At 42.5% G+C, this 25822-nt stretch carries 26 protein-coding genes; 12 read left to right on the plus strand and 14 right to left on the minus strand.

Annotated elements, in window-relative coordinates:
* Positions 1 to 204 precede the first annotated feature (204 nt).
* The 3 genes from DACSA_RS03115 (at position 205) to DACSA_RS20165 (ending at position 2085) form a co-directional block, all read left to right on the plus strand.
* The gene (locus DACSA_RS03115) at positions 205 to 1215 is read left to right on the plus strand and encodes a DNA polymerase III subunit delta' (RefSeq protein ID WP_015228383.1); all 1011 of its coding nucleotides are present in this window, start codon (positions 205 to 207) and stop codon (positions 1213 to 1215) included.
* A 77-nt stretch (positions 1216 to 1292) separates the two neighbouring features.
* Complete coding sequence (locus DACSA_RS03120) at positions 1293 to 1763, plus strand: protein-tyrosine phosphatase family protein (RefSeq protein ID WP_015228384.1); 471 nt, start codon at positions 1293 to 1295, stop codon at positions 1761 to 1763.
* Between the two features lie 175 nt (positions 1764 to 1938).
* Positions 1939 to 2085, plus strand: coding sequence for a hypothetical protein (locus DACSA_RS20165; RefSeq protein ID WP_156800630.1), 147 nt, complete (start codon positions 1939 to 1941; stop codon positions 2083 to 2085).
* Between the two features lie 47 nt (positions 2086 to 2132).
* On the opposite strand, the gene gcvT is transcribed toward DACSA_RS20165, so the two are convergent.
* Entirely contained in the window at positions 2133 to 3248 is a 1116-nt protein-coding gene (gcvT, locus tag DACSA_RS03130) for a glycine cleavage system aminomethyltransferase GcvT (protein ID WP_015228386.1), read from the minus strand.
* Positions 3249 to 3673: 425 nt separating this feature from the next.
* Between gcvT and DACSA_RS03135 the strand changes: the two genes are divergently transcribed.
* Positions 3674 to 3874 carry a hypothetical protein gene (locus DACSA_RS03135; RefSeq protein ID WP_015228387.1) on the plus strand — a complete coding sequence of 67 codons (201 nt, stop codon included), beginning with the start codon at positions 3674 to 3676 and terminating at the stop codon, positions 3872 to 3874.
* A 64-nt stretch (positions 3875 to 3938) separates the two neighbouring features.
* Here DACSA_RS03135 and DACSA_RS03140 read toward each other — a convergent pair whose 3' ends face one another.
* The gene (locus DACSA_RS03140; RefSeq protein ID WP_015228388.1) at positions 3939 to 6071 is read right to left on the minus strand and encodes a hypothetical protein; all 2133 of its coding nucleotides are present in this window, start codon (positions 6069 to 6071) and stop codon (positions 3939 to 3941) included.
* A gap of 159 nt (positions 6072 to 6230) precedes the next feature.
* Between DACSA_RS03140 and DACSA_RS03145 the strand changes: the two genes are divergently transcribed.
* On the plus strand, positions 6231 to 8789 hold the full coding sequence (locus DACSA_RS03145; protein ID WP_015228389.1) for an alpha amylase C-terminal domain-containing protein: 2559 nt from the start codon (positions 6231 to 6233) through the stop codon (positions 8787 to 8789).
* On the plus strand, positions 8752 to 11937 hold the full coding sequence (gene pulA / locus DACSA_RS03150) for a pullulanase-type alpha-1,6-glucosidase (RefSeq protein WP_232225178.1): 3186 nt from the start codon (positions 8752 to 8754) through the stop codon (positions 11935 to 11937). Before DACSA_RS03145 ends, pulA begins: the two co-directional genes overlap by 38 nt.
* A gap of 484 nt (positions 11938 to 12421) precedes the next feature.
* On the opposite strand, the gene DACSA_RS22400 is transcribed toward pulA, so the two are convergent.
* Both DACSA_RS22400 and DACSA_RS03155 read right to left on the minus strand, forming a co-directional pair.
* Complete coding sequence (locus tag DACSA_RS22400; protein WP_332248599.1) at positions 12422 to 12697, minus strand: ISAs1 family transposase; 276 nt, start codon at positions 12695 to 12697, stop codon at positions 12422 to 12424.
* On the minus strand, positions 12682 to 13512 hold the full coding sequence (locus tag DACSA_RS03155) for an ISAs1 family transposase (protein ID WP_269544680.1): 831 nt from the start codon (positions 13510 to 13512) through the stop codon (positions 12682 to 12684). Before DACSA_RS03155 ends, DACSA_RS22400 begins: the two co-directional genes overlap by 16 nt.
* Before the next feature lie 84 nt (positions 13513 to 13596).
* Between DACSA_RS03155 and DACSA_RS03160 the strand changes: the two genes are divergently transcribed.
* The 4 genes from DACSA_RS03160 to DACSA_RS03175 all read left to right on the plus strand — a co-directional run bounded on the left by DACSA_RS03160 (position 13597) and on the right by DACSA_RS03175 (position 16889).
* Positions 13597 to 14028 (plus strand): hypothetical protein, encoded by a 432-nt coding sequence (locus tag DACSA_RS03160; protein ID WP_198007622.1) that lies wholly within the window; start codon positions 13597 to 13599, stop codon positions 14026 to 14028.
* A gap of 404 nt (positions 14029 to 14432) precedes the next feature.
* Positions 14433 to 14804: an endonuclease domain-containing protein gene (locus tag DACSA_RS03165; RefSeq protein WP_015228393.1), complete on the plus strand. Its 372-nt coding sequence runs from the start codon at positions 14433 to 14435 to the stop codon at positions 14802 to 14804.
* 120 nt (positions 14805 to 14924) lie between these two features.
* The gene (locus tag DACSA_RS03170) at positions 14925 to 16238 is read left to right on the plus strand and encodes a glycoside hydrolase family 15 protein (protein ID WP_015228394.1); all 1314 of its coding nucleotides are present in this window, start codon (positions 14925 to 14927) and stop codon (positions 16236 to 16238) included.
* A 141-nt stretch (positions 16239 to 16379) separates the two neighbouring features.
* Entirely contained in the window at positions 16380 to 16889 is a 510-nt protein-coding gene (locus tag DACSA_RS03175) for a hypothetical protein (protein WP_015228395.1), read from the plus strand.
* Here DACSA_RS03175 and DACSA_RS03180 read toward each other — a convergent pair.
* The 3 genes from DACSA_RS03180 to ribE all read right to left on the minus strand — a co-directional run bounded on the left by DACSA_RS03180 (position 16882) and on the right by ribE (position 18980).
* A complete protein-coding gene (locus tag DACSA_RS03180; protein ID WP_041235283.1) occupies positions 16882 to 17070 on the minus strand; it encodes a hypothetical protein in 189 nt (62 codons plus the stop codon). The genes DACSA_RS03175 and DACSA_RS03180 overlap by 8 nt on opposite strands.
* Before the next feature lie 3 nt (positions 17071 to 17073).
* Complete coding sequence (dcm, locus tag DACSA_RS03185; protein WP_015228396.1) at positions 17074 to 18075, minus strand: DNA (cytosine-5-)-methyltransferase; 1002 nt, start codon at positions 18073 to 18075, stop codon at positions 17074 to 17076.
* A 218-nt stretch (positions 18076 to 18293) separates the two neighbouring features.
* Complete coding sequence (ribE, locus tag DACSA_RS03190; RefSeq protein WP_015228397.1) at positions 18294 to 18980, minus strand: riboflavin synthase; 687 nt, start codon at positions 18978 to 18980, stop codon at positions 18294 to 18296.
* A gap of 131 nt (positions 18981 to 19111) precedes the next feature.
* Between ribE and DACSA_RS03195 the strand changes: the two genes are divergently transcribed.
* On the plus strand, positions 19112 to 19621 hold the full coding sequence (locus tag DACSA_RS03195) for a bifunctional nuclease family protein (protein ID WP_015228398.1): 510 nt from the start codon (positions 19112 to 19114) through the stop codon (positions 19619 to 19621).
* 2 nt (positions 19622 to 19623) lie between these two features.
* Positions 19624 to 20751, plus strand: a complete 1128-nt coding sequence (locus tag DACSA_RS03200; protein ID WP_015228399.1) for an aldo/keto reductase — start codon at positions 19624 to 19626, stop codon at positions 20749 to 20751.
* Between the two features lie 111 nt (positions 20752 to 20862).
* Here DACSA_RS03200 and DACSA_RS03205 read toward each other — a convergent pair whose 3' ends face one another.
* The 7 genes from DACSA_RS03205 to DACSA_RS03230 form a co-directional block, all read right to left on the minus strand.
* Positions 20863 to 21753, minus strand: coding sequence for a DUF4351 domain-containing protein (locus DACSA_RS03205; RefSeq protein ID WP_015228400.1), 891 nt, complete (start codon positions 21751 to 21753; stop codon positions 20863 to 20865).
* A 151-nt stretch (positions 21754 to 21904) separates the two neighbouring features.
* Positions 21905 to 22819 carry a DUF4351 domain-containing protein gene (locus DACSA_RS03210; protein WP_015228401.1) on the minus strand — a complete coding sequence of 305 codons (915 nt, stop codon included), beginning with the start codon at positions 22817 to 22819 and terminating at the stop codon, positions 21905 to 21907.
* 155 nt (positions 22820 to 22974) lie between these two features.
* On the minus strand, positions 22975 to 23913 hold the full coding sequence (locus tag DACSA_RS03215) for a DUF4351 domain-containing protein (protein WP_015228402.1): 939 nt from the start codon (positions 23911 to 23913) through the stop codon (positions 22975 to 22977).
* Positions 23914 to 24067: 154 nt separating this feature from the next.
* Positions 24068 to 24217 (minus strand): DUF4351 domain-containing protein, encoded by a 150-nt coding sequence (locus DACSA_RS21935; protein ID WP_232225182.1) that lies wholly within the window; start codon positions 24215 to 24217, stop codon positions 24068 to 24070.
* Positions 24180 to 24995: a hypothetical protein gene (locus DACSA_RS03220; protein ID WP_015228403.1), complete on the minus strand. Its 816-nt coding sequence runs from the start codon at positions 24993 to 24995 to the stop codon at positions 24180 to 24182. The genes DACSA_RS21935 and DACSA_RS03220 overlap by 38 nt, the downstream gene beginning before the upstream one ends.
* A 145-nt stretch (positions 24996 to 25140) precedes the next feature.
* Positions 25141 to 25374 carry a type II toxin-antitoxin system HicB family antitoxin gene (locus tag DACSA_RS03225; RefSeq protein ID WP_015228404.1) on the minus strand — a complete coding sequence of 78 codons (234 nt, stop codon included), beginning with the start codon at positions 25372 to 25374 and terminating at the stop codon, positions 25141 to 25143.
* Positions 25367 to 25630: a hypothetical protein gene (locus DACSA_RS03230; RefSeq protein ID WP_015228405.1), complete on the minus strand. Its 264-nt coding sequence runs from the start codon at positions 25628 to 25630 to the stop codon at positions 25367 to 25369. Before DACSA_RS03230 ends, DACSA_RS03225 begins: the two co-directional genes overlap by 8 nt.
* Positions 25631 to 25822: the final 192 nt, after the last annotated feature.

Below are 25822 nucleotides of genomic sequence, written 5' to 3' on the forward strand. Positions count from 1 at the left end.
TTAACAAAAACCGTAATTAAATCTCTAATAATGATACAATAAAATCTTTGTCAATACCAAATCATCTTTCTTGTGCGATCGCACCTCCCTTTTACCATTACCAGAAACTGATGGTGAATAATTGGCGCTACACACCTTCCCCCCTTTCAAAGGGGGGCTAGGGGGGGATATACTGTTACCTGACTTTTTGAAAATGGTCTAATTATGACTGCTTTTTCCGCACTCATTGGTCAAAAGCAAGCAGTAGAATTATTAACCAGTGCTGTTACCCGTCAACGCATTGCTCCCGCTTACTTATTCAATGGTCCAGAAGGCGTGGGACGACATTTAGCTGCGATCGAGTTTACCACTTTAATCCTTGCTGAGGAACAAAATCTTAATTTAGTCCGACATAAAGTTCAGAGCCAAAATCATCCTGATTTGCTCACAGTTGAACCCACCTATCTTCAGCAGGGGAAACTCTTGACGGAAGCACAAGCACAAGCAGAGGGTTTAAAACGGAAAGCCCCCCCGCAAATACGAGTCGAACAAATCAGGGAGATTGCGCGGTTTTTATCTCGTCCACCGTTGGAAGCGTCTCGTGCTGTGGTTATCATTGAAGCGGCGCACACAATGGCAGAAGCGGCGGCAAACGCTTTGTTAAAAACCCTAGAAGAACCTGGAAAAGCCACAATTATTTTAATTGCTCCCAGTGCTGATTCTCTCCTACCGACATTAGTTTCTCGCTGTCAACGGATTCCATTTTATCGTTTATCAATGCCAGACTTAAAACAAGTGTTAGCACAGACTGATCAGAGTGAAATTATCGAACAAGAAACCCTTTGCGCGATCGCACAAGGAAGTCCAGGAGAAGCAATGATTGCAAAGGAAAATTTAACGGAAATCCCTAAATCTATATTACAACAATTAGAAACTCTGATTAATCATCAGGAACAATCTTCCTTAATTAACACTGAAATTGCCCTAAATTTAGGAAAAGAAATCAGTCAGAATCTTGACTTTCCGACGCAAATATGGTTAATAAACTATCTCCAACAACGATTTTGGAAGCAGGGATTAAAAACTCAAGTTCCTCTCAAGAGATTATCAGGATTAGAGCAATTAGAAACCAGTCAAAAAATGCTTTTAAGCTATGTTCAACCGCGTTTAGTCTGGGAAGTAACCCTTCTCCAAATTGGGGAAGTTACTTCACCTGAATCATTAGATCATAATTAAAATCATCAGAAACAAAACCAGATAATAAGAATAAAATCCTTGTTATCCTGAAAGTGGGTAGTTCATATTCAAACCTAATGTCTCATCGTTTTTCTTGGATCATTCCTAATCATCTCGCTGTTGGTTCTTTCCCAAAGTTAGATAATGAAATTACTTATTTAAGTCGAGTTGGTATTACTTCAGTTTTATGTTTAATGGAACGGAAAGAAGTAAAAGTTCCTCAAGATATCAAAAATAGATTTGTCTGGCGAAATGTTCCCATTCCCGATGGCGCAACAGGAGGAATCCCCAAAGTAGAACAGTTTGAGGAAGCCTGCACAATTTTATCGCGGTGGGGAAAGAAAGGTCATGCCACTTATGTTCACTGTCTCGCAGGAGTGGGACGTTCTCCGTCTGTTTGCGCTTTATATTTAACGCAATTAGAAGGAATTTCTTTAGAGGAAGCGATTGCCAAAGTTCAGGATCGACATCCTTACGCCCATCCTGATCCCGCACAAATCGCTGTTATGCAGAAGTTTCTCGCCCAATTCAAGACAGAAAAAGCATAATTAGGGTTTGCTGAAAAAGTTCATGTTTTCGGTGTAGTAAGGCAAAAGGCAAGAGGCAAAAGGCAAAAGGGGAGATGGGGGAGATGGGGGGAGATGGGGAAGATGGGGAGATGGGGAAGATGGGGAAGATGGGGAGATGGGGAGATGGGGGAGATGGGGGAGAAAAATCGCTCCCTTGTCTTCCTTGTCTTCTTTGTCTTCCTTGTCTCCCATTGCTCCCTTGTCTCCCTTGTCTCCCATTTCTCCCTTGCATTTTTTCAAAGCATTAAGAGCCTTAAAAGCTGATTGGATAAAGGTTTTAGGTTTATTCAGTAAGCCCTAATTATAGAGACGCTCCCTAGAACGTCTCTCTTGACCCTAGAAATGCGATTATCGTTTCGGCGGAGGGGTATTGGTGCGATAGAAAGGTTTTTTCACCACGACGGCGGGATATTTTTTGCCCCGAATGTCGATTTCTAGAGCTTGTCCTACTTTTGAGAGAGATTGAGGGACATAACCGAGAGCAATGGCTTTCCCGAGAGTGGGTGATAAAGTGCCACTGGTCACGATTCCCACTTCTTCTCCTTCACATAAAATTGGGTAATCATGGCGAGCAATGCCGCGTCCCTGCATTTCGATTCCCACTAAACGCCGCTTTACCCCTTCTTCTTTTTGTTCGGCTAAGACTTCCCGTCCAATAAAGTCTTTTTTACTGTTCAGGTGAACAATCCAACCCAGTCCAGCTTCGATGGGAGTCGTGGTGTCATCAATATCTTGAGTGTATAAAGATAAAGCCGCTTCTAAACGTAAGGTGTCCCGTGCGCCTAAACCACAAGGGGTAACACCTTTCGCGATGAGAGTATCCCACAATTGTTGTCCCGCATTGACAGGAAGCATGATTTCCACGCCATCTTCACCAGTGTAGCCAGTACGCGAGACAAAGGCTTTTTCCCCAAAGACAGAAACTTCTGTATGACCAAAGGCTTTAAGCGTTGCTATCTCTCCTTCAACAAGATCAGTGAGCGTCGCAATGGCTTGCGGTCCTTGTATAGCGAGTAAAATTCTCTCTTGAGATACATCTTCTAATTGAACTGAGGTATCTTGCAAGTTTTCTAACAGCCAGTTTTTATCCTTGTCAGTGGTAGCAGCGTTAACAATGGCAACGGCGCGGTTATCCCCTTGATAGTAAAAGATGAAGTCGTCAATGATGCCGCCTTGAGGGTTGAGTAAGACGGTGTATTGAGATTCCCCAGGTTGAAGACGAGATAAGTCGGAGGGGACTAAAAATTGCAGTTGTTCGGTGAGATTCTCTCCAGAGAGGAGAAATTTTCCCATGTGGGAAATATCAAACATTCCTACGCTTTCGCGCGCGGCAGAATGTTCGGGTTTTAAACCAGAAAACTGAACTGGCATCTCCCAGCCAGCAAATTCGGTGATACGAGCTTTCTGTTGGATGATTCGATCGAATAACGGAGTCCGTAAGGTTTGATTAGATGTCGCTGTCACAATCAGGTTTTAGTTTTACTTAATCTACAGTTTATTTAGCATAGCAAGCTGTCCTCTCTTTCCCAAATAAAACCTAGTAGGTTGGGTGTAAGGAAATGAAGCCCAACACCAAGAGCGTAGGTTGGGTGTAAGGAAATGAAACCCAACACCAAGAGCGTAGGTTGGGTGTATTGTTCACGCATGGTATTACTAATTAAGTTTGAAAACTACTGGTCACTGGTCACTGCTTAACTGGTCACTGATTGGTGTTGGGTTTCGCTTCGCTCCACCCAACCTACTTTTTATCTGATGGAGCGAACCGAAAATGTTTACAATCCTTAATAAAATAATCTGAGTTTTGTAACAACAGATACAGAATTTCGTGTTATAGTGAACACATGAGCAAAAAATATCTTTAATTAATACATAGATAAAGGAGAAAGGTTATGTCTGCAGAACAACAAGCTCGCGCTTTAATGATGCGTCACCACAAAATGATTAAAAATCGTCAACAGTCTATGCTAGGACGGGCTGCGTCTGAAATTGGTATGGATGTTGATAGCGCCCAGTATTGGGGACATATTCAAGGACAACCCCAACCTAGCTTCCGTAATTCTTACGATCGAAGCGGTGCTTCTTTTAGCTAAGACACCCTTAGAAAGGGGGGAAAGAAGGAAGAGACGTATTACGGTACGTCTCTTTTTTTTGGGTTTAATTTTCCCGATATTTCAAAACGACGATACTTCTTGCGCCAATTTTTAAGGGAATTATATCTGCTACGTTGGAATACTCTCCCTGAGTGGTTTTTACAAGTGTTCCTGGATTGTAGGGGGTGGTGGTTTGAAATTCCTGGAGATGCGGCTGCGAGGCTTTGCTTAATGCTTCTCCATCAAATAACACTTCCCAATAACCGGTGAATCCTTCGGGAATCGGTAATTCGTAGGTGTGTTCCCCTTCAAAGGTTTGTGTTCCCAAGTTGAAGATAATCATCAGGGAGTCGTCTTTGCGGTAATGGCTGCGACGGAAAACACTGATTAGAGAGGCAAAGCCGTTACAGTGATTCATTTCAGGAAAGATGAGCGATCGACCGCTATTGACATCAAGTTTAGTGTAACGGCGAAATATCTGACGCAGTTGGATCATATCGTGGCGATGCTGTTCATGGAAATGGTAAATGGTACGACTGGATAAACCCGTTTTTTGCCATGTTTCCAATTGCGCGATCGATGCGCCTTCCCATTGCATCTTCCATTGATCAGGATCATCTAATGCCCCTAAACTCAAGGCATCCACACCAGGGGTAAACATATAGCGCTCACGAGCAATAAACATCGTTAAGGCTTCAGCATTTCGCACGGTGCGACGAACATAGTCTAATAGATGATGAGCATCTAATGCTCCCATTTCCACTAATTCATTGCCTTGATTTTTCGCTAACTGTGCTGGATGTCCACCATAAGCCCAATCCACATGGGGACGACCTGCCATAATATGGGGACAATACCAGGTTTCGTCGTGTAATTGGGCATAAACTGCTTCTGGACGTTGAGATTGCACCACATTCCGCACATGATCGGCAATTAAACCAATATTGGGGGCAAGATGATGATCTCGTTTTCCGACGGGTTTGTATAATTCCTCAACGATCGAAAATCCCATGGGCGCGTAAAACACATCAATAAAGTCTTGGACGACTTCATTTTGAGAGACTTCAAAGGTTTCTCCGAGGGTAATCAAGTTTGGACAAGACTCTCTCAACTCTGCTTTTAATTCTCGCAGAAATTGTTCGGCATGATTGTAATCTCGTTGGCAGTATTGGAGAATTAAGCCATCAATGTAGTCAATGCGAATGATTTTGAGACGATAGGTTTTGATAAAACTCACAATCTTCTCAATCAACATTCGTCGAATTTCGGGAAGCGCGAGATTTAACATCCAAGTGCCATAATCTCGGAAGAGATAGGCTTCGTAATCCACAAACCCCCCTTGCTTCCCCCCTAATAGGGGGGATTGAGGGGGGTTGATTTGATCCATCGAACCTGGAAACGGGTTTCGCACTTGGTGAGCAAAAATCAGATCGGGGATGATTTGAATTTGTTCGCCGTAGAATCGATCGACGAGGCGTTTAAATTCTTGCGGTGTGCCGATTTGCCAATCGAGATCAACAAAATTATAGGTGAGATAGTTGTATTTGGGGTTAAGATGGCTTCGATCGGCGACAGAAGAGCTAACCGCAACCATAATCTCATCCACTGCTAATTCTGCCAAACTGCCAGGGATATCTGTTTGTAGAATGCGACTCGCTAGAGATTGATTGGCTAAATCTTCTCGTTGATTATTCGGTGCATATTTTCCCCCTTTATACCCAGCCAACAAGCCTTCTAAAGTGGTTTCCATCAAAATGCGACCCTGTTTAATTGCGGGAGGATCATGTTCCCACTGATGACGCAACTGCGGCACATAAATTTTCTCGTAGCAACTGGCAAGATGATTTAAAGGCGCGATCAGTTGCCAGTCTCCTCCCTCTTGCTTGTAGCGAAATTGCAACTGCGTTCCGATCGCAATTGCTTCTAATTCTAGCCACCAAGCAGAATGCTCTCCATCTGGTGGATTTAACGGTTGCCATTCTTGCGTTGCTTTGACTTCCACTGTGAAAGCGTTGGGATTTTGTTCGCCCCCTGGGAGATAAACCGCCAGTTTTAGATTCACCGTGTCATCGGAAAATACGGCGGTTACTTGCGAGAGATATTGGGCGCAATAGCCTGATTCCCATTCCTCATTCTTGATGGCGCTGCGATCGCCCTTGATAAGTTTTGATAATAGAAAGTTGCTTTTAGTTTGCATAATCTCAATGGTCTAGCTGTGTTTGTTAAGAAAATATTTTTATTTTTAACGGTATGTTAAGTATAATAAACCTAACTTGAGCAAACGTCCTCATGGTTGTTGAGGAATTGTGCTGAAGTAATTACAAGTTTGGTTACATAAATTACAAAGATATAATAAATGGATTTTATTTCACTGTGGTTAGCTTACCAATTAAATGTCGTTTCACCAACGCCAGACCTCGCTAGAGATTTCAGCAACGAGGAGATGCAATTGGTGTTTCAAATTGCTTCAACAGAACAACCCTCGCAACTAGCAGAACCGACAGTTGAGCAACGGTCAGCAACCAAGAGCAACTCAAATGTCTCCTCTGATGCTGACCAAGAACCGCTAACGGTTAAAATCAATAATCTAGGGCAAGGGTTGCAGGTTGCCTTTAATGATAATAATGGTAACGATTTGAGTTCCTTTTGGTCTGGCGTTTTAAACACACTCCGAGAAAGTGTGATGAGAATCATCAAGACGTTACAAAATTTAATCATCAACGTCCCTGAAGGAGAAACAGAAGAAGAAGCGGAATTGGTCTCAGAGCCAACTTTCTCTCAGTTGCGCTATCTGGGAATTAAAGATATTAATAATTTAACTCGTCTCTCTGCCAGAGAAATCAACGATTTTGCTCCCATGGCGAAAAAGCCAGTGGTGAGCCCAGATGTGGAAAAATTGCGTCTAGCTTCGGTAGAAAAACTGGATCAACAACCCAAATACAATCAGTTTGAGCCGCAAGTGGGAACAAGATTCCATGATGATGGTTCGGTAACGTTACGAGTGCTAGTAGGAAATGATTTTGAGCGCTTGCACGTGATTGGTGATTTCAATAACTGGGGAGAAGCGGAAAATTTAGCGGACTATCAATTGCAACCCACCGCCAAAAATCCCCATATCCACGCGGTAACGCTTCCGCCAGATGACTACCATAAAAAACAATATCGGCTTGTGGATCAAGATGGCGAGCAACGGTTAGATTTAGGGGCTACGATGCTCTCCACTCCCGCATTTAATGAACGCTTCTATGATACTCTCAGCAGTGAGCAACTTAATTCTATTTTCTGGAAACCCACTGCTAATCAGAATCAGGAACAGCCTTCTCCTTTGGATTTGAGAGGAAAACAATTAACGATCGCAGAAGCTGATGTTCTCTCTCTCGCCTTAAAATGGCAATGTCAAAACCCCCATTCTGGTTTTTATGGGGATACGGGAGAAGAACATATTCCCCGTTTATACAATTTTGTCCGCGAATGTGGTTTACCGGAAGCAATGGCAAAATTAGGCTATAACACAGTGGAATTTATGCCTCTGGATACCCATGTTGATTTCTGGCAACCTGACGCGGAATATCTTCCAGACTGGCGTTATAGCTATCAAACGATTAGTTTTTATGGGAAACATCCCGACTTTGGAAGTCCCGATGAATTGCGTCAGATGATTGATGCGTTCCATGAAACTGATGTTGCGGTGTTATTAGATGTGGTTTATAGTCACTATTCCCCGCGTGGGAATAATCCTCCCCGTGAATTTGCTCCTGTGGGATTTTCTCAGTATGTGGGAGAAGATGGAAACGAATTATATGCGGGAAATTTGACGGAATGGGGAACTCGTCGCTTTAATTACACTCCAGAAGTTCGTCAAAATCTCATTGATGCTGGTTTGGTGAATTTGATTGATTATGGGTTTGATGGCTTGCGGATTGATAATGTCAATGGAATTGATGCTCAACCGAATGGACGAGAGTTTCTCCGAGAGTTGACGGAAGCGGTTGATGCTTATCGCCCACAAGCGGTAGTGATTGGAGAAGGTTACTTCGGTGATCCAATCTTGAATCGATCGCGGGATGCGGGTGGTGCTGGCTTACTCACCACTTACAGCGATCGGTTTTATCTCTGGTTTACGGAAAATCTGCTGAAATATACCGAGGAAATCGACACTTGGAAATTAGACCATATGCTTTCCGAAGATTGGTCTTTGGCGATGTTATATTATCCAGGCAACCATGATGAGTTTGCCAATCCAGGAAACTCCTTCCAAGCAAGAGGTCGCTATTTAGCAGATGCCATAGATGGGGGAGAACATAACCAGAAAATTCGTTCTTGGTCAGCATTAACCATGTTTGCTAGTTCCTATTATTTAGATATGTTCCAACTGTGGACAATGCAAGAAGGGAACTTAAACAGCAATTCACCTGTGGACTGGTCGCAATTGACGAAGCCAGAAGTGGCGCAAATGGTGCAGTTTCAAGGGGATATGAAACGATTTTTCCGTTCTCAACCCGCGTTTGCTCCTTATAATATGCACCGTAATATGTTGCACTGGGTCGATCACGAAAATAAAGTGATTGTCTTTGAGCGCATCGACTACGAAACGGGACAACGGGTTTATGCGGTGACGAATTTAGGGGATCACGCGATCGAGAATTACGCGCTCCCTGTCTTCCCCGAAGAGGCGAAATTTGAGATTGCTTTAGACAGCGATCGAGAAATTTACGGCGGTGAAGGAAACAATCCGACCTATACCCAAGCGCAAGATCATAAGGTAGAGTTTTCTTTGGACGCTTATGGGGTTGTGGGTTTAGTCCAAGCTGACGGTTATCAACCCGTACCAGCAACAGACATTCCCGATGAAGCACCCATCAAGCGGACTGGCTTCAATGATGAGCCATTCTACACTGAAAAATACCGTCCGTAACCTAATGACCAAAAGACTGTCAAAAGTAAGTAATTGGGGGCATAATGCCCCTAAATTGAGTTCTTGGAAAAGACTGATTCTCGTCAGCATTATTAGTTTATTTTTTAGTTGGGGTCAGCCTGCTTGTGCTGATTCCAACTTTTCTACTTTAAATTGGGTGGGAAATATGTTTCCCTCTGGCACTTCCAACATTATTCTCCCCACAGGAGAATCCTTTAGCGTTTATACCCAAGTGTATAAAGAAGGCGTAACGGGTTCTTATGGACAGGGGAGCGACATTGTTTGTACCCTTTACTGGGGAGAAGTGAAGCGTTTTGGCGGCGATTGGCAAACCGTCAATATGACCCCGATGTCCTACATTGGCGATGCTAACGATAACGATGAGTATCGCGCCGTAATTTCTCCTGACACAGGGTTATATGAATATACCACTCGCTGCGCGGAAGAGAAAACTTCTACAGTACGCTGGCAAAGTGGCGGCAATGGTCGTCTTACCATTAGCCCCGTTCCCAACGCGCCAGAAAGAAGACAAGCTATGTGGTTAGACCAAAAAAATATTGCTTGGAATCAAGAGGAAGGTGTAACTTATGAGTTACATTACGCGCCAAGTGGTAATTTAATGGTGCCAGTGCGAAGTGGTGATGGGATTAATTTAACAGGTGGTGAAACTTTATCTTGGGATAGTTATGAAAACTTTCCCCATATTAATGGTTATCAAGCCTGGCAAGTTCCTTCCGCCGTCAAGCCTTTAATCTCAGCAATTTTGAAAAGTGAAAGCGCGATCGCGGCGTATGATGAAAACGGTAAGCTGATCGATGCGACAGGGATTCAGTTACAAGGGGTTCTTGATGATCTGTATAACTATTCTGGTGAGCTAGGGGTGGTTTACAATCAGGGAACACCCGCCCTCAAAGTGTGGGCCCCAACGGCGAAATCCGTCACCCTCCATCGCTATGAAAATGCGAGTCCCAATGCTTCTTCTACTCCATCGGAAATGAACTTTGATCCCCAAACAGGAGTCTGGACAGTAGTGGGCGATCGAAGCTGGGATAAACAGTATTATCTTTACGAAGTAGAAGTGTATGTTCCCTTTACTGGCAAAGTAGAGAAAAATTTTGTCACCGATCCTTATTCGGTGAATCTCTCTCAAGATAGTCGTTTCAGCCAGATTGTCGATATCTATGACGATCCGAGTTTGAAACCAGAGGGTTGGAATCAGATAGCGAAACCGCCATTAGACGCACCCGAAGACATGGCAATTTATGAAGTCCATGTGCGAGACTTTAGTCGCGATGATTTAACCGTTGCTGAGGTCGATCGAGGGACATTTAACGCCTTCAGCTATAACGGGCAAAATGGCAAACCCTTCTCCGACGGGATGAAACACCTCACGAAACTCGCCGAAGCTGGATTAACCCATATCCATCTTTTACCTGCTTTTGATTTTGCTTCCGTCGAAGAAAATACCCAAGCCCGACTTAACCCTGATCCGAACCTCCTCGAAAGTTTTGGACGAGACTCCGTTCAACAACAAGCCATCATCGGTTCAACTCGTGGCAATGATAGCTTTAACTGGGGATATGATCCCTATCACTATGGCGTTCCTGAAGGAAGTTATGCCACCGCGCAAAACGACACCACCCGCATCCTTGAATTTCGGAAGATGGTACAATCCCTCAACCAAAGTGGATTAAGAGTGGTGATGGATGTGGTTTATAATCACACCTTCGCTAACGGACTTTATACCCAAGCCGTCCTCGATAAAGTCGTTCCTGGGTACTATCACCGTTATAACAACGAAGGCGATCAGGAAAACTCCAGTTGTTGTCCTGATACTGCTACCGAGTTTGAGATGATGGAAAAACTCATGGTAGATACGATTCTTCGTTGGGCAAAAGCCTACAAAGTTGATGGTTTCCGCTTCGACTTAATGAACCTGCACACCGTTAAAAACATGGATCATTTGCGAGACACCTTAAACCGTCTCAATGTAGAACAAGACGGTGTGGATGGGGAAAGCATCTATGTTTATGGAGAAGGCTGGGATTTCGGTTCAGCAAAAGGAAAAGGACTCCATCACGCCAACCAATACAACATGGCTGGTACGGGTATCGGCACATTTAACGATAAAATTCGAGATGTGGTTCATGGCGGTTATTCAACCAACCCCCAAGAAATCCACCGTCAAGGGTTTATCAACGGTCAATCCTACGACTGGAATGGCTATTTCTACGAAAGACGTTTTCGGAATAATCTTCGCACCACCAGTGACCGACTGCGGATTAATCTGGCGGGTAGTCTCCAAGACTTCCGTATTACCGACCAAAATAACAATCAAGTCTCTGGTATTGAATTACAGGGAACTGGCTACACAAAAGACCCCCAAGAAAGCATTAATTACATTTCCAAACATGACAACGAAACGCTGTTTGACTTAAATATGTTCAAAATGCCTTTGGGTAAATCTGGAACCGCCGTCACCAGTATGAGTGAACGAGTCCGCGCTCAAAATTTAGGGTTGAGTCTTGTTGCTTTCAGTCAGGGGATTCCATTTTTCCAAATGGGAAGTGATCTCTTACGTTCTAAATCTTTGGATCATAATAGTTATGATTCTGGAGACTGGTTTAATCGAGTTGATTTTACTTACACCAAAAGTAACTTTGGCGTGGGATTACCACCCGCGTGGAGTAATCAGGAACGTTGGGGAATCATGTCACCGATGCTGAAAAATTCCAAATTTGACCCGAAAAAAGAGCAGATTTTGGATAATGCGACTCATTTCCAAGAAGTTCTCAAAATTCGGCGCAGTTCTCCCTTATTCCGTTTACGAACGAAAGAAGCAATTGAACAACGGGTTAAATTCCATAATATGGGACAAAATCAGAAAGATGGTTTAATTGTGATGTCTCTTGATGACACAGTGGGAGAAAATTTAGACCCGAATTATCAGAAAATTGTTGCTTTGTTCAACGCGGATAAGTTTGCTCAGAAAATCAAGGTTTCGGAGTTTGCTGGTACGCCAATGGTATTACATCCAGTACAAGCCAATTCACGAGATGATCGGGTTAAGTCTGCTAATTTTCAGATAAGTAGCGGCGAGTTTGAAGTTCCCCCTCGCACAGCTGCGGTTTTTGTCGTTCCTGAATAGTTTATCCCCCCTCACTGATTAAGGGGGGGAAAGAATCGATCCCCCCTAACCCCCCTTATCAAGGCAGGGCTGTTTCATTCTCGGGGTCAAAATTGAATGCGATCGCCTGAACCCCTTATTGTACGTTCGATCGAACGCTTTTTCTTACTTTTTGGCTTTTTCTTAACAAAAAAGCCGTAAAACCCCTGCTATTCCTAACATCTGGAAAAGGCAAAAAAATAGAATGAAACAGCCCTGCCTTATCAAGGGGGGAAGAATCGATCCCCCCTAACCCCCCTTATCAAGGGGGGAAGAATCGATCCCCCCTAACCCCCCTTATCAAGGGGGGAAAATTAAGGAATCGATCGCGCTAAACTTTCAAAAAGAAGTAACCGTAAAAGCCCCCCTTATGGAAGAAGGGGGGTTGGGGGGATCAAACTCGATCGCGCTAAACTTTCAAAAAGAAGTAACCGTAAAAGCCCCCCTTATGGAAGGCAGGGCTGTTTCATTCTATCAAAATGGGTAGTAGCCAAAGCCTCTCTCCAAGCCATCTTCGGGCTTCAGTAACTGATAAAAAGCCTAATAGTCTGAAAAGATTAAGACAAATGGTTTTTAATACTGAAAAGTTGACTGCTGACTGAAGATGGTGTACCGGGGAAACATCTTCAGAAAAAATAACATCTTTAACCCAATGTAGTTGGTTCTCAATTCCCCAATGTCCCTGAATCTTTTTACTAAAATTTTGAGCCGTTTGGTAACAACTACTTAAATAATAAACAATTTGATGATAAGGCTATTTTTTCGAGTGCCTTTCCTTTCTACTTTGATAAAACACTGACTACTGATCCAAATTTCTTGAAGAGTTTCTGGAATTCTAAAGACAGATACGGTTCGAGTAACTTGTCGTCCGTGACTCGTTTCTGTTCGAATATCTTCCTGATCAGAAATCTGATTATGAGCGATTTCTTCTAAACGGTTGTACAATTTCGGTTGATTTTTCTTCACCGCAATTACATAATCATTACGAGAGCGATTAATCGTTTTAATTGTTTCTTTTTGACAGTGAACTGCATCCAGAGTCAAAACTTGATTTGATAAAGGCGTGTTATTCACCATCTCTCGAACACAGTAAATTTCTGAAGTCTTTTTATTCTCTAATTTTTCTAGAGCTAAAACTAACCCATTGTCCTGACTAAACCAAGAGACAATTGAAGCAAAATTCTGCTTATTTCCGTAGGTATCAGTTAAAGTTGACTTAATACTTTTACCATCAATCGCGATCCAATTAGAAAGTTCATCTGGGGAAGATAATTGAGCAGCCCATTGGTTAAAAACTTGAATTAAATCATTATTATCTACTCCCATCATGGCTCTTCTAATTGTTGAATAAGATGGCGACTTTAGCTTAGGAGATTTTCCTAAACGAGTGAGGTAGTAATGCTTATTTTTTCCAAAGGCAGCTAAGTCTCGGTAACTTAAGTTACCCATCATTAAACCAAGAATAACAATGAAAAGTACCCACCATAGGGGATGTCTTTGTCCACTGCGATCGCGCCAGTCCTTGACTTGTTTTAAGTAACTGATTAAACTAGACATATCAGAAATTTTTCTAGAAATGCGCGATCGCGCTACTGATTTATTATCGCGATCGCGCTTTACATTTACAATTTTACCCCGAGAATGAAACAGCCCTGCCTTATGGAAGGGGGGTTGGGGGGATCAAACTCGATCGCGCTAAACTTTCAAAAAGAAGCAACCGTAAAAGCCCCCCTTATGGAAGGGGGGTTGGGGGGATCAAACTCGATCGCGCTAAACTTTCAAAAAGAAGCAACCGTAAAAGCCCCCCTTATGGAAGGGGGGTTGGGGGGATCAAACTCGATCGCGCTAAACTTTCAAAAAGAAGTAACCGTAAAAGCCCCCCTTATGGAAGGGGGGTTGGGGGGATCAAACTCGATCGCGCTAAACTTTCAAAAAGAAGTAACCGTAAAAGCCCCCCTTATGGAAGGGGGGTTGGGGGGATCAAACTCGATCGCGCTAAACTTTCAAAAAGAAGTAACCGTAAAAGCCCCCCTTATGGAAGGGGGTTGGGGGGATCAAACTCGATCGCGCTAAACTTTCAAAAAGAAGTAACCGTAAAAGCCCCCCTTATGGAAGGGGGGTTGGAGGGATCAAACTCGATCGCGCTAAACTTTCAAAAAGAAGTAACCGTAAAAGCCCCCCTTATGGAAGGCAGGGCTGTTTCATTCTATTTTTTTGCCTTTTCCAGATGTTAGGAATAGCAGGGGTTTTACGGCTTTTTTGTTAAGAAAAAGCCAAAAAGTAAGAAAAAGCGTTCGATCGAACGTACAATAAGGGGTTCAGGCGATCGCATTCAATTTTGACCCCGAGAATGAAACAGCCCTGCCTTATGGAAGGGGGGTTGGGGGGATCAAACTCGATCGCGCTAAACTTTCAAAAAGAAGTAACCGTAAAAGCCCCCCTTATGGAAGGGGGGTTGGGGGGATCAAAACTGATCAATGTCTTACTTACCTTACAATAAAAAATTAGTCTCAAGAGCTAAAGAATTAAGAAAAAACATGACTTTAGCTGAGAGGAAAATTTGGTTTGAATATCTCAGAAATTTTCCCCATCGTGTTTATCGACAGCGCCCGATCGAGCAATTTATTGTTGATTTTTATTGTCCAAAATTAAAGTTAGTGATAGAAATTGATGGTGAGAGTCATTACACTGAAAATGCTCAGGAATACGATCGAGAAAGGACTGAGGTTTTACAAGGGTATGGGTTAAGGGTGATTCGATTTAATAATGAAGAGGTCTTACAGAATTTTACAGGAGTTGTAGGAATGATTGAGGATTTGATTTCCTCTAACTTTTCTGATCAAAGTTGATCCCCCCTAACCCCCCTTATTAAGGGGGGAAAAGAGTTGATCCCCCCCAATCCCCCTTAATAAGCAGGGAAAAGAATTGATCCCTACTTAATTGATCATTTAGAAAGTGAAAGAAAACTCATGCTACTGATTCAGAATGAACAATTACTCAACTTCTTAAAACGAAATTACAGTAAGTCTGATCTACAAGAAATATTCGCCTTTTTGCAAAAACAAAACACCCTCAAATTTTCGACACTAAAAAACGGTTTATTTCCAGCGGCGATGCTGGATGAAAACACCGAATATACGGGTTATTCTAATGTTTGGGTGCGTGATAATGTTCATGTTGCTCATGCTCATTATGTGTGGGGAAAAACCGATATTGCGACAAAAAATGCACAAACTTTGATGCGGTATTTTACAAAGCATCGATCGCGCTTTGAAGCCATTATTCAACAACCGAGTTTAGCAAAAAATGTAATGAATCGTCCTCACATTCGGTTTAATGGTAACACTTTAGAAGAAAACTCAGAAGACTGGCCCCACGCTCAAAATGATGCGTTAGGTTACTTTTTATGGTTTTATTGTCTCCTCGCGCGAGAAGGGTTAATTAAAGTTAGTGAGTCGGATGTGGAAACCTTAGCACTGTTTCCTCTTTACTTTAGGGCGATCGAATTTTGGCAAGATGAAGATAGTGGACATTGGGAAGAAACTCGCAAAATTTCCGCTTCTAGTATCGGCTGTGTGATAGCGGGTTTAAAAGCATTAAAACAACTGAATTTTAATGCTGATTTTGTCGCCCACTGCTGTCAGTATAATGGAATTGTGATTACTCCTCGTCTTTTAGAAGAATTAATTCAACAAGGAAACGCAGCACTAAATCGTATTCTTCCAGCCGAATGTATTCAAGATGATCCCAAGAAAAAACGGGAATATGACGGGGCGTTATTGTTTTTGATTTATCCTTTAAATGTTGTCTCCAAAACCATGAGAGAAACCCTGCTCGATCGGGTTTTAGAAAACTTAGAAGGAAACTATGGAATTAAACGTTATTTAGGAGATTCTTTCTGGTTTCCCAACTATAAAAGCATTTTAAGCCAAAAGGAACGCACCGCCGACTTTAGTAACGAAATTGAAAAACGAGACGCATTTTTACAACCTGGCGAAGAAGCGCAATGGTGTATTTTTGATCCGATTATATCAGCAATTTTTGGACAAAAATATCAAGAAAATCCTCGCTCAAATAACCTTCAACAACAAACCCATTATCTCAACCGTTCATTAGGACAAATTACGGGAAAGGATAGCGAATTTGGTGCTTATAAATGTCCTGAACTTTATCATAGAGAAGGAGAGAAATATGTTCCCAGTGACGCGACTCCTCTCTTATGGACACAAGCCAATTTAATGATTGCGTTAAAATTTATGTCAACCGTATGTTGGGTGGAGTAGTCAACCGTAGGTTGGGTGGAGGGTAACGAAACCCAACATCAATTAGTCATTAAATCCCCCCTACCCCCCCCGATGATTGGGGGGAAAAGTAAACTGTAGGGTGACAAAACCCAACTTTTTTTAATCCCACTTTTTCCAAGTATGAAACGAAAAAAGACAATTGTACTGGTTTCCTTATCCTGCTTAATTTTAGGAAACTTAACCCCAATAGCCAACGCTCAAACAGTTAATCAAACTTGTAATTTATCCTCATCTGATGACTTTCAAGTTGGCTTTCAAATTCAAGCCAGAGACACTCAAACCGAAGCGGAAATCATCAGCGCCAAAACTCCTTCCCAAACTGAAATCACCAAGCCGAGTTTATGGTGGGCTGTGGAAAAAAATGATCCATTTGATGGCAAATTAGTGATAAATTGGATCGCAAATAAAAACAAAAAAGTGATTGATATTATTGTTAATAATCGGTTTTGGAATGGTTTAGATTATTTAGGAAAATATCGCTTTGTTAATCAGCTTGGAACAGTTGCTCGTGAATCTAATTATAATCTACAAGTGATTAGTCAACAACAAGATTGTTTAGCTACTTATACTTGTGATTTTGCTCCTAATACTCCTCAGTGTAAAATTAATTTTGATGGTACTTTTAATTAGGGCTTGCTGTTGGGAAACTGAAAGTTTTACCAAATAAGGATTTGAGGCGATTAATATCTGAGTAAAAACGCAAGTTCATTGATTGTTCAACCCTCTTGCCTCTTGCCTTTTGCCTTTTGCCTTTTGCCTCTTGCCTCTTGCCTTTTGCCTTACTAAACCAACCAATGGACTTTTTCAGCAACCCCTAATTAATACACTGTAATTTGATTTGTTGCGCGATCGATTTCACAACTGAAACTGAAACCGCATTTCCTACTTGTTTATACTGGTTTCCTCTAGAGAGAGTTTCTGGAAAAGTGAACTCTTTGGGAAATCCCTGTAATCTTAAACATTCTAATGGCGTTAATTTTCTAATCCCTTTTTCATCTTTAATAATTGGAACATTATGACCCCCTGTTCCCATATTTGCGGTTAAAGTCGGACAGACTCCCCTTTTATTTTCTCGCACATAAACCCTTCTCCACTGGTAAACTGTATTCGTTTTAACCACTTCCTTTTTTAAGCGTTCATATAAAGGTTTATTGTTATAATAAAAGTAATCATCAATTTCTTTATTCTCCAGCATCGATCGAAATTCAGTAGTTAAAGGAACGGGTTGAGGGAACGCAAAATGGGAATATGCAATTTTACTTTTAAATCCTAAAATATACAACCGTTCTCGATTTTGTGGGAGGTTTCCATAGGTCATTGTATTGAGAACTTTCTCTGTTACATAATATCCTTCTTCACTGATTAATGTTTTCATATAATTATAAGTTTTCCCCTGATCATGACTCAATAAATTCTTGACATTTTCTAAGAAAATTACAGCAGGCTTTTTTCTCCGAATAATTTCTAAAATTGTAAAGAATAAATCTCCTCTTCCTTGATCTTTTAATCCCTTGCGATAACCCGCAATAGAAAACGGTTGACAAGGAAACCCACCACATAAAACATCATGGTCTGGAATTAAATTAAAATCTTGTTGTGTTATATCTTGATTAAACAACGGTTGCGTTTCTCCTGTGAAAAGTTGAGGAGAAATCTGCTTAAAATTATGTTCATAAGTCTCTCGCGCTTTTCGATCGAGTTCACTGGCAAAAACGCATTGTAACCCTAGATCATGTAATCCATAATGAAACCCTCCGATACCAGCAAACAGATCAATAAATTTTAAGGGCTGAAATTGTAACTCTCTTCCACTCATTTTTAAACCGAAATATTTGTTTTCTAAACAGGGTTTGCTGTTGGGAAGCTGCAAGTTTTACCAAATAAGGATTTGAGGCGATTAATATCTGAGTAAAAACGCAAGTTCATTGATTGTTCAACCCTCTTGCCTCTTGCCTAAGGCAACTTGCCTCTTGCCTTTTGCCTTTTGCCTCTTGCCTTACTCAACCAACCAATGGACTTTTTTTTCAGGAGGCACTAAATATAACCATGTTCAGCGAGGAAAGAGAAGCTGATTTCACTGTCGGAATTGTTGCTAGAACGATGATGAAGCAGTTTATTGACGTATTTTCCTAAAATATCACTTTCTAAATTAACCCAGTTTCCTTCCTGCAAACTAGAGAGGTTCGTTTCTTGATAGGTAACAGGAATCACGGCACATTGAAACCAACTCCCATTGGGATCACATTCGGCGATCGTTAAACTAATCCCATTGATCGCAATACTTCCTTTCGGGATAATATAAGGAGCAATGTTTTCTTCCCATACTGTCGCCAATGCGTTCAGTGGACCAAAAGTTATTTCCCAGGCGCGATCGGTCGCGATCAATTTTAAGACACATCCCACCCCGTCAACGTGACCTGTGACAAAATGTCCGCCTAATTTCGAGCCAACTTTTAGAGAGGGTTCAAGGTTGACATAATGACTTGCCTCACCGCGACTACCAAGAGTGGTTCGGTTGAGGGTTTCTGGGGAAGCAGTGGCGATGAAGCCATCGGGTAAAAGGTTTTCTACGGTGAGACAAACGCCATCAACGGCGACACTATCACCCATAATCATTTCATCGAGGAGGGGATGGGTATGTCCTGGGGGAATGGTAATCTTAAATCGATCGCCTCCCAATTCTTGAATAATGCCTTGTGCTTGAATTAATCCAGTAAACATGAGTATCGGAGTATGATAAATAAGAGGTGAGGAAGAAAGTACAATAGGGGATGATCGGTGCTTAAAATTAGTGTACCGCATCGCTTGGATGTAAAACTCAATGCTGAAAGCAGTGGAAAGAGGCGAAGCTGATGATTGAAATGAAAGTTGCTGGGATTGCCTTAGATGCTATAACCCGAAGTCCGATCGCGCTTTTAAAAGATAGTTCCGAACGTAGGGCGTTACCGATTTATATTGGACAGGATCAAGCAAAAGCAATTATGGGCGCGATCGAGGGACAAACCCCACCGCGTCCCCTCACCCATGATTTAATGGTGAATGTCTTGGATGCTTGGGAAATGAGCGTTACTCGTGTCATTATTCATGCCTTACAGGATAATACCTTTTATGCCTTGCTTTGTCTGCAACAGGGAGAAAACACCCGTGAAATTGATTGTCGTCCTAGTGATGCGATCGCGATCGCGGTTCGCACCCGTAGCCCGATTTGGGTGATGGAAGAAGTGATTGTGGAAGCGTCAATTCCCGTCGATCGAGACGCAGACGAAGAAGAGAAAAAAGCCTTCAAAGAATTTATTTCTAATCTGAGACCAGAAGACTTTATTCGCGGACAATCCTCCAAAAACAACGAAGAATCTAGTTAATCATGGAATATCGGCGGTTCGGAAAAACTAATCTTCCCCTTTCGGTTTTCTCTTTGGGAACAATGCGAGGTTTAAGTGATTCATCTTTGTTTATCGCCACTCTCCAAAAGGCTCTTCAATCGGGAATTAACCACATCGAAACCGCCAGCGCTTATGGTGAAAGTGAACAATACATTGGTGATGCACTGCAACAAACGCCTCGATCGAGAAACGAAATTTACCTAACCACAAAACTCTCTCCGACTCCAGACCCGAAAAAAATCGAAATTGAGCTAGAAAAGAGTCTCAAGCGTTTACAAGTGGATTACATTGATCAAGTTGCGATTCATGGCATTAACACTTGGGAACATTACCAATGGGTAACAGGAGAAAACAACTGTTTAGCCCCTCTCCAGAAAGCGCAAACACAGGGAAAAATCGGCAATATTGGGTTTTCCACTCATGCGCCCTTAGAGATTATCCTCGCCACCCTAAAAACAGAATTATTCTCCTTCATTAACCTTCATTATTACTACTTTTGGCAACGCAATGAACGCGCGATCGCCCTTGCTCATGATCTAGATATGGGGATTTTCATTATTTCCCCCACAGATAAAGGGGGACAACTGTATGCTCCCCCAGAAAAACTACAACACCTGTGCGCCCCTTTTTCCCCACAAACCTTAAACTATCGCTTTCTCCTCAGTGATCCACGAATCACAACTCTGAGTTTAGGGGCGGCGAATCCTTCAGAATTATCCCCAGCTTTAGCAGTTGCGGATCAGACTTTTCCTCTCACCACAGAAGAAAAAACCGTATTGACTCGTTTAGAAAACCAGTTAGAAACCGCTTTGGGAACGGAAAAATGTAGTCAATGTTATGAATGTTTACCCTGTCCAGAAGTGATCAATATTCCTGAAATCTTACGGTTACGAAATCTAGCGGTTGCGTATGAAATGGAAAATTTCGGTCAATATCGCTATGGAATGTTTGAAAATGCTGGTCATTGGTTTTGGGGAAACAAGGGAAACCGTTGTACTGAATGCGGTGATTGTCTCCCTCGTTGTCCCGAAAACTTAGACATTCCCCGTCTGTTAGAAGACACCCATCAGCGCTTAAATGGCTCTCCCCGACGGAGATTGTGGGAATAGTGAATCCGAGTTCCCCCTTTCAAAGGCTGGTTAGGTTTTACCCTGAGCTTGTTGAAGGGGGGGATAAAATCGATTGATGCTCGATCTAACCATCTTTAATCAAGGGAATAATTATTCTTCTGTTCCTCCCTCATTCTGTTGTAACCAACGCTGAAGATCATCGATCGAGGTAAAATCTAACAGAGCTTCAGCAAGGGCTTCAGTTTCCTCAATCTCTAACTCCTCAATCTGGGTTTGAACGGAGGAAGGAATGTCTCCAAAGCGCCGTGAGAGTTGTCGCCAGACTAGCGATCGAGCTTCTGCTTTTTTCCCACGTTCTTCAACTTGTTGTTCCCATTCTAAAAAGGCTTGTGGCAAGGGCATAGTTACCTCCTCCCCTTCTGGGAGTTCTGGATTCGCTTCGACAATAATTTTCCATACTGATAACAATCTTAACGCTTCGGTTCGTCTAGTATCTCCTTCTGGTAGGGCGATTACTTCCGCCACAGCCTGCTGTTGAACGCTTCCTTTTCCCAGCAGTCTTAACCAGAGGGTTTCTGGGGTTTTTGGCAGTTGATGGACAACAATTACTACGGTTTGAAAGGCTGGGGCTAATTCATACACCCCTTCCAGCCAATTTTCTTTTTTCACCGCTCCCAAACGGGTGAGTAAATTCTGGCTCAGGGTGGGAGCAATAATCCAGAGAACAGGAGCATTAGTAGCACTAAGGGCTTGACGGCGACGTAAATCGGAAACTAACCAGAGTCGTTTGAGCAAACAACTTTCTATTTCTTCTAGGGTGGGAGGATTCCGAAACGGCTCAAATAAACCTGGAGATTGAACCATTGCTGCTAAAATTCCCAAGGTGGCTTGATTAGGAGTGACGTTAGCTTCCGGGGAAAAGTAGAGATCAATGAAGCGGGGTTCTCCTGGCACTTCTTTGGAGATTTCTACTTGTCCGCAAGGGGTGAGTAGTTGTTCTAGGAGTTGTTTGGCTAGTTGATCAAAAGGATGACGAGTCACAGAATAGCTTAAAAAGAAACAGCATTAATTAACTAATTTTACGGGATCAACCATCGATCAAATTTCACACCACACCCACCTCTTGTTCCCCCCTTTGAAAGGGATAAAATCGATCGATGCTCGATCTAACCATTTTTAATCAAGGGAATAATTATTCTTCTGTTCCTCCCTCATTCTGTTGTAACCAACGCTGAAGATCAGCGATCGAGGTAAAATCCAACAGAGCTTCAGCAAGGGCTTCCGTTTCCTCGATCTCTAACTCCTCAATCTGGGTTTGAATGGAGGAAGGAATGTCTCCAAAGCGCCGTGAAATTAGTCGCCAGACTAGCGATTGGGCTTCTGCTTTTCTTCCTTCTTTTTTCCCTTCTTTTTTCCCGCGCTCTTCAACTTGTTGTTCCCATTCTAAAAAGGCTTGTGGCAAGGGCATAGTTACCTCCTCCCCTTCTGGGAGTTCTGGATTAGCTTCGACGATAATTTTCCATACTGATAACAATCTTAACGCTTCCGTTCGTCTAGTATCTCCTTCTGGTAGGGCGATTACTTCCGCCACGGCTTGTTGTTGAACGCTTCCTTTTCCCAGCAGTCTTAACCAGAGGGTTTCTGGGGTTTTTGGCAGTTGATGGACGACAATTACCACGGTTTGAAAGGCTGGGGCTAATTCATACACCCCTTCCAGCCAATTTTCTTTTTTCACCGCTCCCAAACGGGTGAGTGAATTCTGGCTCAGGGTGGGAGCAATAATCCAGAGAACAGGAGCATTAGTAGCACTAAGGGCTTGACGGCGACGTAAATCGGAAACTAACCAAAGTCGTTTGAGCAAACAACTTTCTATTTCTTCTAGGGTGGGAGGATTCCGAAACGGCTCAAATAAACCTGGAGATTGAACCATTGCTGCTAAAATTCCCAAGGTGGCTTGATTAGGAGTGACGTTAGCTTCCGGGGAAAAGTAGAGATCAATGAAGCGGGGTTCTCCTGGCACTTCTTTGGAGATTTCTACTTGTCCGCAAGGGGTGAGTAGTTGTTCTAGGAGTTGTTTGGCTAGTTGATCAAAAGGATGACGAGTCACAGAATAGCTTAAAAAGAAAAAGGATTAATTAACTAATTTTACGGGATCAACCATCGATCGAATTTCACACTACACCCACCTCTTTCTTGTCCCCCCCTTGCCAAGGGATAAAATCGATCGATGCTCGATCTAACCATTTTTAATCAAGGGAATAATTATTCTTCTGTTCCTCCCTCATTCTGTTGTAACCAACGCTGAAGATCATCGATCGAGGTAAAATCCAACAGAGCTTCAGCAAGGGCTTCCGTTTCCTCAATCTCTAACTCCTCAATCTGGGTTTGAACGGAGGAAGGAATGTCTCCAAAGCGCCGTGAGAGTTGTCGCCAGACTAGCGATTGGGCTTCTGCTTTTCTTCCCTCTTTTCTTCCCTCTTTTCTTCCCTCTTTTTTCCCTTCTTTTTTCCCGCGCTCTTCAACTTGTTGTTCCCATTCTATAAACGCTTGTGGCAAGGGCATAGTTACCTCCTCCCCTTCTGGGAGTTCTGGATTAGCTTCGACGATAATTTTCCATACTGATAACAATCTTAACGCTTCCGTTCGTCTAGTATCTCCTTCTGGTAGGGCGATTACTTCCGCCACGGCTTGTTGTTGAACGCTTCCTTTTCCCAGCAGTCTTAACCAGAGGGTTTCTGGGGTTTTTGGCAGTTGATGGACGACAATTACCACGGTTTGAAAGGCTGGGGCTAATTCATACACCCCTTCCAGCCAATTTTCTTTTTTCACCGCTCCCAAACGGGTGAGTAAATTCTGGCTCAGGGTGGGAGCAATAATCCAGAGAACAGGAGCATTAGTAGCACTAAGGGCTTGACGGCGACGTAAATCGGAAACTAACCAAAGTCGTTTGAGCAAACAACTTTCTATTTCTTCTAGGGTGGGAGGATTCCGAAACGGCTCAAATAAACCTGGAGATTGAACCATTGCTGCTAAAATTCCCAAGGTGGCTTGATTAGGAGTGACGTTAGCTTCCGGGGAAAAGTAGAGATCAATGAAGCGGGGTTCTCCTGGCACTTCTTTGGAGATTTCTACTTTTCCGCAAGGGGTGAGTAGTTGTTCTAGGAGTTGTTTGGCTAGTTGATCAAAAGGATGACGAGTCACAGAATAGCTTAAAAAGAAAAAGGATTAATTAACTAATTTTACGGGATCAACCATCGATCGAATTTCACACTACACCCACCTCTTTCTTGTCCCCCCTTTGAAAGGGATAAAATCGATCGATGCTCGATCTAACCATTTTTAATCAAGGGAATAATTATTCTTCTGTTCCTCCCTCATTCTGTTGTAACCAACGCTGAAGATCAGCGATCGAGGTAAAATCCAACAGAGCTTCAGCAAGGGCTTCCGTTTCCTCAATCTCTAACTCCTCAATCTGGGTTTTGAACGGAGGAAGGAATGTCTCCAAAGCGCCGTGAGAGTTGTCGCCAGACTAGCGATCGAGCTTCTGCTTTTCTTCCCTCTTTTCTTCCCTCTTTTTTCCCTTCTTTTTTCCCGCGCTCTTCAACTTGTTGTTCCCATTCTATAAACGCTTGTGGCAAGGGCATAGTTACCTCCTCCCCTTCTGGGAGTTCTGGATTAGCTTCGACGATAATTTTCCATACTGATAATAATCTTAACGCTTCGGTTCGTCTAGTATCTCCTTCTGGTAGGGCGATTACTTCCGCCACGGCTTGTTGTTGAACGCTTCCTTTTCCCAGCAGTCTTAACCAGAGGGTTTCTGGGGTTTTTGGCAGTTGATGGACGACAATTACCACGGTTTGAAAGGCTGGGGCTAATTCATACACCCCTTCCAGCCAATTTTCTTTTTTCACCGCTCCCAAACGGGTGAGTAAATTCTGGCTCAGGGTGGGAGCAATAATCCAGAGAACAGGAGCATTAGTAGCACTAAGGGCTTGACGGCGACGTAAATCGGAAACTAACCAGAGTCGTTTGAGCAAACAACTTTCTATTTCTTCTAGGGTGGGAGGATTCCGAAACGGCTCAAATAAACCTGGAGATTGAACCATTGCTGCTAAAATTCCCAAGGTGGCTTGATTAGGAGTGACGTTAGCTTCCGGGGAAAAGTAGAGATCAATGAAGCGGGGTTCTCCTGGCACTTCTTTGGAGATTTCTACTTTTCCGCAAGGGGTGAGTAGTTGTTCTAGGAGTTGTTTGGCTAGTTGATCAAAAGGATGACGAGTCACAGAATAGCTTAAAAAGAAACAGCATTAATTAACTAATTTTACGGGATAAAAATTGATCGAACCTCATACCAAACCCACCTCTTTCTTGTCCCTCCCAATCATCGGGGGGCTAGGTTTTACCCTGAGCTTGTCGAAGGGGGGGGATTTATTGTAACTTGCTAACTAGAATTGATTTAGGTTTTGGAATTTCGTCACCATCTTCTAATAGCATTAATAGATGAACTCTAACTGCTTCTTTAATTTCCTTAATTGCGTCCTCTTGGCTATCTCCATGGGCAAGAAGACCCAATTCTATACATTTAGCTAAATAGGCTTCATCTTCTGGAGAATATTTAATAAGATAAGAATAGTTTTTCAGATACTCATTAATATCAATCATTGCTTTGTTCTTGCTGAATTTTCTTTAGTTTGATTAAAGCTAATCTAACTTGTTTAACTTGGTAGGGCTTGGCTTTGCCATCCTTTCCTTTTTGAAGATTAATTCTTGGTTCTCCTTGCCAAGGCACTTTAAATGGATAATGACTTGAGCTTTGATTTCTTGGCTTGCCGAAAAATTTTTCAGTGATTGTCATTAAACGATTAAATCTAATATTTTTCTCATTTTCTAGTTCTTTAATCGCTTTATCAATCTCCATCACTATTGATAATATTGATTTTTTATTTTATTTTAACCTGAATAACCACCTCTAGTTAGGGTCTGCCGACTCAAACTCAAACTCTCAACCAATAAGGTTTTAACCCTTCAACGATCGCGCCAATACCAAATAACAAATGACGGTATTCACCGATATATGAACTTTTTCAACAAACCCTAGAGGGTGGTCGGG

The sequence above is a fragment of the Dactylococcopsis salina PCC 8305 genome (assembly GCF_000317615.1).
Taxonomy (GTDB): Bacteria; Cyanobacteriota; Cyanobacteriia; order Cyanobacteriales; family Rubidibacteraceae; genus Halothece; species Halothece salina.